Source organism: Lachnoclostridium sp. Marseille-P6806 (assembly GCF_900625025.1).
In the GTDB taxonomy this organism is placed as follows: domain Bacteria; phylum Bacillota; class Clostridia; order Lachnospirales; family Lachnospiraceae; genus CAG-791.
In genome coordinates, this window is sequence record NZ_LR130583.1 from 47454 (window position 1) to 60742 (window position 13289).

9 protein-coding genes are annotated in these 13289 nt (G+C 57.0%); 8 read left to right on the forward strand and 1 reads right to left on the reverse strand.

What is annotated here, in order from left to right:
• The first annotated feature begins 207 nt into the window (after positions 1-207).
• The 5 genes from E0E20_RS10840 (at position 208) to E0E20_RS10860 (ending at position 7674) form a co-directional block, all read left to right on the forward strand.
• Positions 208-1584: an ABC transporter substrate-binding protein gene (locus tag E0E20_RS10840; RefSeq protein WP_130838217.1), complete on the forward strand. Its 1377-nt coding sequence runs from the start codon at positions 208-210 to the stop codon at positions 1582-1584.
• A gap of 122 nt (positions 1585-1706) precedes the next feature.
• Entirely contained in the window at positions 1707-2585 is an 879-nt protein-coding gene (locus tag E0E20_RS10845) for a carbohydrate ABC transporter permease (RefSeq protein ID WP_130838218.1), read from the forward strand.
• Positions 2582-3412, forward strand: coding sequence for a carbohydrate ABC transporter permease (locus E0E20_RS10850; RefSeq protein WP_130838219.1), 831 nt, complete (start codon positions 2582-2584; stop codon positions 3410-3412). The genes E0E20_RS10845 and E0E20_RS10850 overlap by 4 nt, the downstream gene beginning before the upstream one ends.
• Positions 3413-3613: 201 nt before the next feature.
• The gene (locus tag E0E20_RS10855; protein WP_130838220.1) at positions 3614-5446 is read left to right on the forward strand and encodes a sensor histidine kinase; all 1833 of its coding nucleotides are present in this window, start codon (positions 3614-3616) and stop codon (positions 5444-5446) included.
• Positions 5443-7674, forward strand: coding sequence for an alpha-L-rhamnosidase (locus E0E20_RS10860; protein ID WP_130838221.1), 2232 nt, complete (start codon positions 5443-5445; stop codon positions 7672-7674). Before E0E20_RS10855 ends, E0E20_RS10860 begins: the two co-directional genes overlap by 4 nt.
• Positions 7675-7685: 11 nt before the next feature.
• Here the strand turns inward: E0E20_RS10860 and E0E20_RS10865 are convergent, their stop codons facing one another.
• Positions 7686-8669 (reverse strand): AraC family transcriptional regulator, encoded by a 984-nt coding sequence (locus tag E0E20_RS10865; protein WP_130838222.1) that lies wholly within the window; start codon positions 8667-8669, stop codon positions 7686-7688.
• A 255-nt stretch (positions 8670-8924) separates the two neighbouring features.
• Here E0E20_RS10865 and E0E20_RS10870 point away from each other — a divergent pair, with 255 nt between their 5' ends.
• From E0E20_RS10870 to E0E20_RS10880, 3 genes are all read left to right on the forward strand, one after another.
• Positions 8925-10175, forward strand: coding sequence for an L-rhamnose isomerase (locus tag E0E20_RS10870; protein ID WP_130838223.1), 1251 nt, complete (start codon positions 8925-8927; stop codon positions 10173-10175).
• A 260-nt stretch (positions 10176-10435) separates the two neighbouring features.
• The gene (locus E0E20_RS10875) at positions 10436-11488 is read left to right on the forward strand and encodes a LacI family DNA-binding transcriptional regulator (RefSeq protein WP_130838224.1); all 1053 of its coding nucleotides are present in this window, start codon (positions 10436-10438) and stop codon (positions 11486-11488) included.
• Positions 11485-13269 carry a glycoside hydrolase family 13 protein gene (locus tag E0E20_RS10880; protein WP_130838225.1) on the forward strand — a complete coding sequence of 595 codons (1785 nt, stop codon included), beginning with the start codon at positions 11485-11487 and terminating at the stop codon, positions 13267-13269. The genes E0E20_RS10875 and E0E20_RS10880 overlap by 4 nt, the downstream gene beginning before the upstream one ends.
• The last annotated feature ends 20 nt before the right edge of the window (positions 13270-13289 follow it).

Below are 13289 nucleotides of genomic sequence, written 5' to 3' on the forward strand. Positions count from 1 at the left end.
CGGAATTCTGTCTAAATTCGACACGATTTTTCATGAAAACGATTACGGCAGAAAACTTCATGTATCATGGCCGGATTTTCTATGGAGTGAAAGAAAGAAGAGAAATATAGTAAAGGCACACACTACGGGGAGACAGCCGGAAAAGGCGGGTCGCTCCGGAATAAAACATGGAAGCAGAATGGACTGCAATATCAGAGGAGGTCGGTTATGAAAAAGAGAATTGCTGGGTTGGTTCTGTCTGCCGCTATGGCGGCCGGCCTGCTGGCGGGCTGCGGCGGCGCGGCCTCATCCGGCGGAATGTCGGGAGAGGAGGGCAAGGACGCGGAGCCGGAGACGACGGGGGAGAATACGGAGAGCGCTTCTTCCGATACGGCGAAAAAGCCGTATGAGGGCGTGACGATTACGCTCTGGGGAGGAACTACGGAATTTAATGAAGGCTTTCAGGCAGTCATTGAGAGAGCCACCGAGGAGCTGGGGATCAAGTTTGAAACAGAGATTAATCCGGGCGGAACAGAGGGCGACAACATCATCAAGACCCGCTGCGCGTCAGGCGATCTGCCGGATCTCTCCGCATATAATTCCGGCTCTCTGCTGACGGCTCTGAATCCGAAGGAGCATTTCCTTGATCTGACGGACGAGGGATTTATGCAGAATGTCGACGACACATTCAAGAGTGTAGTGAGCCAGGACGGCAGAGTGTACGGTGCGCCGTTTCCGACAACGCAGGGAGGCTGCGTGATTTACTGGAAGCCGGACTATGAGGAGCTGGGGCTCACGGTTCCGACGACGTGGGAGGATTTTGTCGCAAACTGCAGAAAGCTGAAGGACGCCGGGAAGACACCGGTCGAGCTGACCTGCGGAGACACATGGACGACGCAGGTGCTGTTTCTCGGGGACAATTATAATCTCATCAGCGCAGAACCGGAGTTCGCGCAGAACTTTACGGAGGGGACGGCCAAATTTGCGGAGACGGAGGCGGCGGTCAGGAGCTGGAACAAATATGCAGATATTCGGGACTTTTACAATGCCGATGCCTCGGCGGCGACCTACAATGACGGCATAACGGCGATGGCGAACGGAGAAGCGACGCACTGGTTCATGCTGACGCAGGTTATTCCGATGATGGTAGCGGAGAATCCGGACTGTGCGGACAAGGTCGGCGTTTTTGCCATCCCGGGGGACGATCCCGATCGCTGTGGTCTGACGGTGTGGGAACCCGGCGCATGGTATGTGAACAGGGATTCCGAAAATAAAGAAGCCTGCCTGGCGTTTCTGGAGTTCTGGCTCCGAAAGGATAACATGGATCTTTATATCAATACCTTTGGGGCCAGCGGGCCGTCCTGCGTCAAGGGCTATACGCTTCCGGAGACGGTGGTTCCGGCCATACGCGTGGACATGCAGCAATACTTCGATGCGGGCAAAACCATCCCGGCGCTGGAGTTCCTGACGACGATTAAGGGCGCAAGCTGCGAGCAGATCACCACGGCGGCAGCGCTGGGGCAGATCAGCGGCGCGGAGGCGGCGAAGCAGTATGATGATGACTGCAAGAAATCCGCCATGCAGCAGGGACTGAACTGGAATTGAGTAAACAAGGAGGAACGCGCAGGCGGGAGCTGCGCAGAGCGCCGGCCGGCATGTGAGTGTAGGGCCGGCGCTCCGTTTCTGCCGCGCGCCCCTCGTGTAGCGCTTTGACATGGGGCCTTGCGATGCAAAAAGGAAAAAGAAGAAAAATATCATTATATCCGATCTGGTTCGTTCTGCCGGCGCTGACGATTTTCGGCATTTTCTTTCTGTACCCGATCGTGACGTCATTCTATTATTCCATGACGGTGTGGAACTTTGATTCCGCCATATTCTGCGGTCTTGAAAATTACAGAATGTTCTTCTCAGAGAACGAGCTCTCCTCCGCCGTGGTTCATACGCTGATCTATGCTTTTTCTACGAGTATGCTGAAAGTTATCATCGCCTTTTTCATCGCGGTGTTTCTGTGCAGCAGAATACGGACAAAGGATTTTATCCGCTCGGCGGTATTTTTCCCTAATCTGGTATCCATGATGGCAGTGGGACTGACATTTTCGTATCTGATGCATCCGACCAAGGGACTGTTCAATGCCGTGCTGACGGGGCTCGGCTTCGCCCCGGTTGATTTTCTGGGAGATGTGAGGCTTGCGCTTGGCAGCATTATTGCAACCGATGTCTGGAAGGGCCTGAGCGTTTCCGTCGTGATCTATATTGCGGGGATTCAGTCGATAGACCGGAACTATTATGAAGCGGCGGAAATCGACGGCGCGAGCCGGGGCCAGTGTCTCCGGCACATCACGCTCCCGCTGGTCGCTCCCTCGCAGAACACCATTATCATCCTTTCTCTGATCGGCGGGCTTCGCTCCTTCGATCTGATCTGGGCGATGACCAGCGGCGGACCGGGCTTTGCGACTGACGTGATGGCGTCCGTGATCTACAAGCAGTACGCCTATGGCTTCTACGGGCTGTCCACTGCCGGCAATGTGATCATGCTGCTGCTGATCTCGGTGATCGCGTTTCCGCTGCAGCACATCCTGCGCAGACGGGAGGAGGCGATCGTATGAAGGGAGAAAGACGGAGACTCCTTCTTGGAGATATCATCGGCTGCATCGTCACGGTCATTGTTTTTGTCGTTCCGTTTTACTATATGTTTGTAAACTCGATCAAAACGGCAAAGGAAGCGAACCGGATGACGATACACTGGCCCGCGGAGCCGCACTTCGAAAACTACCTCGAGGTGTTCCGCAAGCAGAATTACCAGCTGGTGACGGCGTTTCGCAACAGTTTTACGCTTACGGTGTTCACGGTCGCGGGACTCCTTGTGGTCGCGGCGATGGCGGGCTACGTGATTCAGAGAAGAAATGACAGGCTCATGAGAGGCATTCAGTGGGTCATCATGCTCGGGCTTATGATACCGGCATCGATTCTCCCGACCATTCATATGCTGCAGCAGATGCGGATCTACAAGACGATGTTCAGTATGGTCATGATTGAAATCGCCATGCAGATTCCGTTTTCCATCATGCTGTTCCGCGGCTATATGGCGTCCATCCCGACGGAGCTGGAGGAGGCGGCAAGAATAGACGGCTGTTCGGGTTGGGGGATTTTTCTGTACGTCATCAATCCTCTGCTTAAACCGATCCGCGCCACCGTCATTATTCTGACGGCCGTGACGACGTTCAACGATTTTACCAATCCGCTGTATTTTCTTCCCGGAGCAAAGAATACCACGGTGCAGCTGACTCTGTATAATTACAAGGGACAGTTCAGCAGCAGTTATAATCTTCTGTTTGCGGATATCATGCTGATTACGTTTCCGATGTTGCTTCTGTTTCTGATTTTCAACCGGAGAATCGTGGACGGCATGGTGGCAGGCTCTGTGAAAGGCTGAGCGCTGCCGCAGGTTTCCCCGTGGGATCGAAGGGCGCGGCAAAAAGAGAAATAGAGCGAGTGTGAAAAATCACGCTGATGCGCTGATTTTTCGCACGGCTATTTGTGCCGAAGCCCAAATAGCCCCCTGTCGCAGCCGTAAAACCGCATACGCGGATTTTACGGCGCGTGCCTCGCATAAAGTGCTTCGGCATGGTGATTCATGAAATACCTGAATAAAATGATTCTGTATTTTGCCACCATTGCCATCCTGCTCAGCGCCGGCTTTGGCGTCATGATGTTTCGCATCAGCGCCGAATATGAGCTGCACCGCCAGAGGAGCAGCCTTTCTGTAAATACGAGGTCGCTGATCACACAGACGGAAAGCTGCCTCGCCGTCATGGATGCGATTCTGAACTATATTCTCTCGGATCCATCGATGCTGGGGAGTATTACGATGCTTGGCATGACGAAAAAACGGCAGATTCCCGTCACTATGGTGCAGGAAGCGGAAAGTACGGTCAAGGTAGGGCTTAATACGGAATACATCATCCGCAACTCGTACCGGACGGTCTTTTTTAATCAGAACGGCTTTCTCAGCTCCAGCTTTCTCAAGGGAAGCGTCAACAGCCGTCTGGTTGAAACGGCGGAGCCGGGGGCCATTCCCTATCTGCGGCAGGCAGAGGCGGCCAGGGGAAAGACGGTTCTGGTCGGACCGCACCCGGACAAATGGAGCGCAGTTTCAGCAGAGGTGGAGGTATACTCCCTGATGAAAGCGGTGCAGGGATACCGCATGGGCTACCTTGAGGTCGAGAATACGGTCGCGAGCCTCGGGGATCTGGAGCAGTCGGATGAAGGGGCGGAATATGTCATTTTATGCAATGGGACAGAGCTTTTGTACCAGAGCGATCCGGAGCTTTCCGCAGAGCGCATCCGGAGCCTGCTGGATGCGGCGGAGCCGGGAACGGTCATGCAGGAGGGAAATCTGATTTTTACGAAGCTGGATTCCGGGAAGTATCATTTTTCTGTTCTCTGCTATAAAGATGACGCCAGTTCGAACACGAGGGCAATGCTCATCATGTCTGCGCTGGCCGCGGCTGTCGTTTTCGGGGTGAGCCTGGCGATCATTATTTTCTGGGCGAACATTCTGGTCCGCCCGCTAAATGATCTCCGGAGGGTCATCGAACGGACCACGCTTTCAAACCTGAAAGAAAACCGGGTGCAGCCGCTCGCCGGAAAAAATACGACGGACGAGTTCAAGGCGCTCGCCAATGCCTATGGCTCGATGATCAACCGGCTTGATACGGCGCTTCGCAATGAAAAACGGGCGTCGCTTCTGCAGCTTCAGGCCCAGTTCGATGTTCTTCAGGCGCAGGTGGATCCGCATTTTCTCTACAATGTATTGAACATTATTTCGGCGCGGGGCGTGATCGACGAGGATGAGTCGATCAGCGAAATATGCGGCGCGCTGGCCAATATGCTCCGGTATTCGACCAATAACCGGGAGCGCTATGCGACGCTGGGACAGGAGCTGGAATACCTCGGAAATTATTTTTTCCTGCTGAAAGCGCGCTATGAGGACCGACTGGAATATCTGATCCGGGTGGAGGACGATATCCGGGGGCAGATTCTGCCGAAACTGTCGCTGCAGCAGATTGTGGAGAATGCGGTGAAGCACGGTTTCGCGGGCCGGAACGGAATCATGCGGATCCGGGTCATCGGAGAGAAGAGGGACGGCCGGTTTTTGATTTCGGTGGAGGACAACGGCTGCGGCTTTGCCGAGGACAAGCTGGAGAGCCTGCGGGAGCGCCTTGCCGAGGCGAAGAAGAACCTTGTGACGGGACAGGCTGCGCCGGAAATGGAAATCGGTGAGATGGGACTTGTGAATACCTATCTTCGCTGTTATCTGTTATATTCAGAGCAGATGGAGTTTCGGATACGAAACACCGGCGGGGGCGCCGAGGTTTTATTCGGCTCCGTCATGCAGGAAACCGCGTTCGCGGATTTCTCTTTGCAGAGCCTGCCCGGGGAGCGCAGGCAGAAAGGAAAGACATGAAGCAGAAGAGGTCGTGGATCCGTCCGGCAGAGGACATGGGGGATATCGTTCCGGAATTTCTCGGCGTATTCCGGCCGCAGGACAAGGCGGTGGAGAGCGCGCAGCTCTCCATTACCGGCATGGGAGTGTATGCCGCGAAACTGAATGACCGGCGCGTCGGAGACTTTATTCTTGCGCCGGGCTGGACGGTTTACGAGAAGAGGCTCCAGTATCAGAGCTATGATATTGCCGGGCTGCTGCGCCGGGGAGAGGAAAACCGTCTGTCGGTGCTTCTGGGGAAAGGCTGGTATCGGGGACGACTGGTCGGCTGGCAGGGGAGCGCGGTGCAGGAGTCCCGCCGGAGTATGCCGGCGGGACTGTGGGCCTGTGTCCGCATCGACTATGAGGACGGCAGCTTTGATGAATTCTGTACGGATGAGACGTGGAGGGTCCGGGAGAGCCGCGTCCGTCTTTCGGAAATCTATGACGGCGAAATCTACGACGCCTCTCTCACCCTGACCGGGGCCGCGGAGGCGGAGCCCGCCGTGGTATTCGACGGTCCGGATGATACTCTCATCGAGCAGGAGGGGGAGGAGATCCGTGAGCAGGAGCAGCTTACCGTACGGCGCATCATCACGACGCCGAAAGGAGAGACGGTGCTCGACTTCGGTCAGGAGATTACCGGTTATGTCAGGATCAGTCTCACGGCAGAGAACGGGGACGCTGTGGACCTCTCGTTCGGTGAGATGCTGGACGCGGAGGGAAATTTCTACCGGGACAATTACCGCAGCGCCAGGGCGCAGTACCGCTATATCTGCCGCGGCGGCCAGCAGGAATATCAGACGCTTCTTACGTTCTACGGCTTCCGCTATGTGAGGGTGAATGCGTTTCCGGGCGGTCCGGCGGCCGCAAAGCCGGAGAATTTCACCGGCATCGTCATCCATTCCGACATGGAGCGGATCGGAGAGCTCGTGACCGGCTGCGCCCCATTGAACCGCCTTGTCAGCAATGCGGTCTGGTCGCAGAAGTGCAATTTTGTCGATGTGCCCACGGACTGTCCGCAGAGGGATGAACGCCTTGGCTGGACCGGCGACGCACAGGTCTTTATCCGCACGGCGTGCTACAACTATGATGCGGAGCGTTTTTATGGAAAGTGGCTTGCCGATCTTGCGGCGGATCAACGGGAGGACGGAGCGGTTCCGCATGTCTCTCCGGATCTTCTGCGGGCGGAGCGCCCCAGCGCCGCTTGGGGCGACGCGATGACGATCTGCCCGTGGGAGGTCTATCAGGCGTACGGAAATGCGGAAATTCTGAGCCGTTTCTTTGACAATATGAAGCGCTGGGTCGACTACATCACCGGAGCGACGGCAAAGTCCGGCCTCTGGGCGGGAGGAGAGCACTACGGCGACTGGCTCGGGCTGGATGCGCCAGCGGGGAGCTACAAGGGCTCCAGCCGTGAGGAACTGATCGCGACCGCATTCTACGCGCGGTCGACGGAGCTTGTCGTGAAAGCGGCCAGGGTGCTGCAGAAAGCTCCGGAGCTGATCCGGGAATATGAGCAGCTCTGGCAGAGGATCCGCGCGGCGTTCCAGGAGGCTTATCCGGTCTATGAGACACAGACGGAGTGCTGCGTGGCGGTGGAATTCGGCCTGGCTGCCGATTTGCAGGGGACGGCGGATCAGCTCGCGCGGATGGTGCGGGAGGTCGGCGTACAGCTTCGCACCGGGTTTGTCGGAACGCCGTATCTTCTTCGTGTGCTCAGCCGCTATGGGTACTGTGATCTGGCGTATTCGCTCCTTTTAAGGAGAGAGTATCCGTCATGGCTGTATCCGGTGGAGCACGGAGCGACTACGATCTGGGAGCACTGGGACGGCGTGATGGAGGACGGCGGCTTCTGGAGCACCGACATGAATTCTTTCAATCACTACGCTTACGGCGCGGTACTCGACTGGCTGTACGGAGAGGCAGCGGGCATCCGCACGGCGGAGACTGCGCCGGGCTATGAGAGGGCGGTCATCGAGCCGCATCCGGACGAGAGGCTCGGCTTCCTGAAAGGCCGGCTGATGACGGCGCGGGGCGAGATCGTATCGGAGTGGGAGTACGTGCGGGACACCACGGAGAGCGAGCCTGCCGTCCGCTACGTCATCACGACGCCGGTGCCGGCGACGATCGTGATCGACGGCACGACATATGAAAGGGGCCCGGGGAGCTATCTGTTTTTCAGGGATGCTGCGGCGGGGAGGATTTGAGAGCAGGAGCTTCATTCCGTAAATGGAAACCGTCGGTATTCCCTCGGCGACATTCCATAATTGCGCCGGAACAGCCGGTGGAAGAAGCTGGTGTTCTCGTATCCCACAGCGGCGGAGATCTCATCGACGGAGAGCATGGTGTTCCGGAGCAGGAAGCAGGCCTGTGAGAGCCGCTTTTCCTGCAGCAGCAGGCGGAACGTGCTGCCGGTTTCCGCCCGGACGAGACGGCTCAGCGAGCTCAGATCCATGCGGTTTTCGGCGGCAAAGCCGGACAGGGAGGCCTCCCGGTATTCCGTCTCGATGTAGGAGAGGAGGCGGATGATGAGCTGCTGCTCATAGGAGGCCTCCGGCGTCCGTATCTCGCCCGCGCAGTTCATGAGGTACAGAAACAGGAGCCCCATGCCGGTTTGCGAGAGCGTCCGCCGGTTGGGGACGTCGTTCAGCATGGTCCAGATGAGGTTTTCCATCAGATTTTGTACGGGCAGGTTTTCCGCGACGCGGAAATACAGATAATTTCCGCCCCGATCCGTGTCGGTCAGACAGCCGATGATGAAGTCGCGGAGCGGGCTCTCCTCCCTCGCGATCATGCGCAGGGAGGAATCAAAAAAAGACGGGCGAATCATGAAGTTCACGGCGATGTCATGCCGGCCGGCGGGGAGGATCTCCTGAACGGCGTGCCGGTTCAGAAAAAGGAGATCCCCCTCTTTCAGAATAATGCGGCTGCCGTCGATGATGTGCGTGGTCGCGCCGCGGCACATGTAGACGAACTCGATGAAATTATGCGTGTGCTTTGGAAAATGCAGAAAGCGCACATGAGGGCGGATGTCGATCTGCCGTCCGTTGGCGAGCACGATGGAGGAATCGATTTCATTTTCGGACGCGCCCGCAGAATCGGCGCGGTAGTAGAGCGTCCGGTCGACCTCCGTTTTTCCCTGAAGTATCTTCCTCTCTTCTTCGGTGATCCGGCTGAGCCGGTTCAGCAGGTCACGGTTCATTTTCGGACTCCTCCTTAGCGGAACGCGCAAACGCCCGCCGCTTCTGTTCTTTTCCTTGATTGTATTTATGATTATATTATACGATATGCCGCTCGCGGATTCTCTATCGGGAATTTCAAAAACGGACGCTTTTTATTGTGAGTGCGGACCTTATCAGGAACGCTTTTTTCTGGAATAATGATGTCATGGTGCAGAAGTCCGGCACAGGGCCGGCGCTGCGGGTAAATGCTTTCAGGGGATGCAGGAGGTTGCGCAATGACATTACAGGAACGCTATGAAGAGGCGAAGCGCCGCTATGCGGAGCTCGGCGTCGACACGGACAGGGCCATCGGGGCGGCGGAGGGGATCCGTCTTTCGATGCACTGCTGGCAGGGCGACGATGTGGTCGGCTTTGACCAGAAAGGGCCGCTGTCGGGCGGCATTCAGACGACCGGGAATTATCCGTACAAGGCGACGACGCCGGAGCAGCTGATGCAGGACATGGACAAGGTTCTGTCCTATGTGCCGGGGCATCATAAGATCAATCTGCACGCGAGCTATGCGATTTTTGAGGAGGGGGAGTGGGCCGACCGCAACAGGCTCGAGCCGAAGCACTTTGCCCGCTGGGTCGAGTACGCAAAGGCGCACGGTCTCGGCATCGATTTCAATCCCACGCTGTTCTCGCATCCGCTGGCGGCGGATGCGACGCTCTCGTCGGAGAATGAGGAGGTGCGGCGATTCTGGATCGAGCACTGTATCGCCTGTCTTAAAATCACGGAATATTTTGCCCGGGAGACCGACCAGCCGAGCCTCATGAACATCTGGATCCCGGACGGCTTCAAGGATATTCCGGCGGATCGGAAAGGACCGAGAGCGAGGCTGAAAAATTCCCTCGACCAGATCATCTCGGTTCCGTATGATCACGATGCGGTCTATATTTCGGTCGAATCCAAGGTGTTCGGCATCGGCCTTGAGTCCATGACGGTCGGCTCGCACGAGTTCTACATGAATTATGCGGCGAAAAACAACCTGCTGTGCCTCATCGACACAGGGCATTTCCATCCGACGGAGAATGTGGCGGATAAGCTCTCCTCGCTGCTGCTGTTCGGCGACCGGATGGCGTTGCATGTCTCGCGCCCGGTGCGCTGGGACTCGGATCATGTCGTTCTGTTTAATGACGATCTGAGGGAGCTTGCGCAGGAAATCGTGCGCAACGATCCGCAGAGATTCTTTATCGGAATGGATTACTTCGACGCTTCGATCAACCGCGTCGCGGCATGGACCAACGGGATGCGGAGCATGGAAAAGGCTCTGCTGTACGCGGAGCTCACGCCGAACGCCGAGCTGGCAAGGCTTCAGGAGGAGCGCAGCTTCACGAAGCTGATGAGCCTGCGCGAGGCGGTCAAGGTCATGCCGTTCGGTGATGTGTGGGATTATTACTGTGCTAAAAACGGCGTCCCGCAGGAAACGGAGTGGTTTGCCGACTGCGAGGCATATGAAAAGGAGATCGCGGCGGTCAGAGGCTGAGCTTTTGTCCCGGCCGTGCGATGAATATGGTCAGCGTCTTCCCGGAGAGCGGGGAGGCGCTGATTTTTTATGCGGGCTTGCATAGAGTGTGGCACGGAAGTACACAAAAGAAGGGGACGTTTTTTGTGAAGAATCCCACTATTGACGGAGAACGGTGCGATATTATAATAAATGCAAACGGTTGCATAAGAAATAAATGCATTAAATGCGGGATATAAAGAAAAATAACGCATACGATTGCAAAGGCGGGAGGCGTGATTATGTCGGCGACGATCAAGGACATTGCAAAGCTTGTCGGGGTATCTCCGTCCACGGTATCCAGAGCGCTGAACGGGAGCTCTCTCATCTCCGGGGAGACGAGGAACAGGATACAGAAAGCAATGAAGCAGCTCGATTATCACCCCAACAGTCTGGCCAAGAGCTTTGCGACGGGCAGCACCGGCACGATTGCCCTGATCATCGACGCGGACAACGAAAAGGACTTTGCCAATAATTTTTTCAACCGCAGCATGTTTGCGATGGAGCGCATCGCGCAGGCAAACGGCTACAATCTGCTCATCACAAACGACAATGAGAAGCGCCGGGTGATCAGCTCTCTGGTGTATGAGAAAAAGGCGGACGGCCTCATCATCCCCTCGTCCAGCGTCAATCTGCATCTGATGGCCATGCTGGATAAGGAGCGCTTTCCGTATGTCGTCATGGGAAGCCCCGCGATACTGAGCGATCAGCTCGCATGGGTCGATGTGGACAATGAGCAGGGAAGCGGCATCGCGGTGCGGCATCTGGCGGAGGAGGGGTACAGACGTCCCGCGCTGGTCATTGAGAATGAGGAAACGGTCTTTGCAAAGAGCCGTGTGCAGGGCTTTCGAAAGGCGGTAAGAGAGCTGGAGGGCGGAGGAAGCGCCGTGATCTGCTGCACGCCGGACGAAGCGGCGCTCGGGGAGGAGCTTGCGGCCGCTCTGGAGGGAGGCCGGTGCGACGCGTTTCTCTGCGCCAACAATGAGCTGGCGTTCCGGACGCTGCAGCTGCTTCGGGCGCGCGGGCTCCGGGTTCCGGAGGATATCGGGCTGGTGACCTTTGACAATTATCCGTTTGCCGAATATATGGATCCGCCGGTCACCGCGGTGGATGTGGACACGTATGAGCTGGGACGGATGGCGGCGGAGTATCTGTTTTTCAGGATCAAAAACAGGGAGCAGAGGCCGGAGAGACGGCTCCTCAGGACAGAACTGATCCCGCGCGCCTCCTCCGGCCGGAGGGGAGAAAAAGCAGACAGCGCCTGCGCAGAGCGGCAGGCAGGAGGGAAGCGTTGAACAGAGAAGCGCTGCAGCATACCGGAGCCTATCCGGACATTTATCTGACAGAGCGGAACCGGCTCAGGGTCCGGCTTCATACCGCGGCCGGCGAGGCGGTGCGGTGCCGGCTTCATTATTTTTCGAGAACCGATCCGGAAGAGCTCCGGACAGCCGAGCTGCAGCGGATATACCGGGATGCACGGCAGGATCATTTTGAGACGGAAATAACGTTCCGGGAGGTGGCGAGATATCAGAAATATTATTTCGAGATCTCGGAAAACGGAGAGAGCGTCTATCTGACGGCGTGGGGACTTTCCGGGGAAAGGCCGGAGGACGGATATTTCGAGTTTCTGTACGCGAATACGACAGATGTTGTGCACGTGCCGGAGTGGAGCCGGGGCGTCATTTATTATCAGATCTTTCCGGAGCGCTTCTGCAATGGCGACCCGTCGAATGATCCTCCGGGAGCGGAGGCGTGGGGGAGCCGCCCGACGCGCGACAATCACACGGGAGGAGACATCCGGGGGATTGCGGAGAGGCTGGACTATCTTGAACAGCTCGGGGCGGAATGCCTGTATCTGACCCCGATTTTTGAGGCGGATTACAACCATAAATATGCGACGACGGATTATTACCGCATCGATCCGCAGTTCGGGACGAAGGAGGACCTGAGAGAGCTCGTTCAAAAAGCGCATGCCAGAGGCATCCGCGTGATTCTGGACGGGGTGTTCAATCACACCGGCATTCATTTCCGGGCGTTTGAGGATATCCTTGCGCGGCAGGAGCAATCGCCATTTTGCGGCTGGTACCATATCACACAATTTCCGGTGACGGTTTCGAGCCGCTCCTATGAATGTGTGGGCGCCTACAAATATATGCCGAAGCTCAATACGGGAAACCCCGAGGTGCGGAAATTCATCCTTGACGTGATGACGTACTGGGTGGAGGAAAGCGGGATCGACGGCTGGCGGCTCGATGTGGCGGACGAGGTCGACGCGGGCGTCTGGACGGAGGCGAGGCTCCTTTTCAAGGACAGATATCCGGACTGCATTCTTCTCGGCGAGACATGGGGCAGCGGCCTGCGGCTGATGGACGGGATGCAGATGGACAGTATCATGAACTACGGCTTCCGGGATGCGGTCCGCGATTATATCGCATGCGGGAGCATCGGGGCAAAGGAATTGGCGGAGCGCATGGGGGGCCTGTTGTCCCGTTTCCCGGAGGCGATGAATCAGGCGCTGTTCAATCTGCTGGACAGTCATGATACCGGGCGTTTCCTTTTTCTTGCGGACAACCGCGTGGAAAGGCTCCGTCTGGCGGCCGTCCTGCAGATGATGTTTGTGGGGGCGCCGTCCATCTATTACGGGGACGAGATCGGTCTGAGCGGAGATAACGATCCGGACTGCCGCGGCTGCATGATTTGGGAAAAGGAGGGGCAAAACCTCGCGCTCCTTGCGGATTATCAGAGGCTCGCCGCGATCCGGAAGCAGAATTCCTGTGTCAGGACCGGCGCGTTTCATGTCAACGTCGCGGAGGGGAGGGTGTTCGGCTTCCTCCGCAGCGGGAAAGGAGGAGACATCGCGGTTCTCATCAATGCGGGAGCAGAGAAGAGAACGCTGCGGGTGCCGGTGCTCCGGGCGGCGCTCTACCGCGGGATTTTCGGAGGCGGCGCCGCGTACGATACGGACAGGTCCGTATCCGGAGCGCTCTATGGCGCGGACATGCAGCGCTACGAGGGGACGCTCACCGTGGAAATCGAAGCGATGCAGGCAAAAATACTGAAAGAAGAAACAAGCTGACGCACACAATTTTAAGGAGG

Bases quoted from the DNA above. Each gene is read 5' to 3' on its own strand.
- E0E20_RS10840 (WP_130838217.1), top strand. From the start codon at position 208: ATGAAAAAGAGAATTGCTGGGTTGGTTCTGTCTGCCGCTATGGCGGCC.
- E0E20_RS10845 (WP_130838218.1), top strand. From the start codon at position 1,707: ATGCAAAAAGGAAAAAGAAGAAAAATATCATTATATCCGATCTGGTTC.
- E0E20_RS10850 (WP_130838219.1), top strand. From the start codon at position 2,582: ATGAAGGGAGAAAGACGGAGACTCCTTCTTGGAGATATCATCGGCTGC.
- E0E20_RS10855 (WP_130838220.1), top strand. From the start codon at position 3,614: ATGAAATACCTGAATAAAATGATTCTGTATTTTGCCACCATTGCCATC.
- E0E20_RS10860 (WP_130838221.1), top strand. From the start codon at position 5,443: ATGAAGCAGAAGAGGTCGTGGATCCGTCCGGCAGAGGACATGGGGGAT.
- E0E20_RS10865 (WP_130838222.1), bottom strand. From the start codon at position 8,669: ATGAACCGTGACCTGCTGAACCGGCTCAGCCGGATCACCGAAGAAGAG.
- E0E20_RS10870 (WP_130838223.1), top strand. From the start codon at position 8,925: ATGACATTACAGGAACGCTATGAAGAGGCGAAGCGCCGCTATGCGGAG.
- E0E20_RS10875 (WP_130838224.1), top strand. From the start codon at position 10,436: ATGTCGGCGACGATCAAGGACATTGCAAAGCTTGTCGGGGTATCTCCG.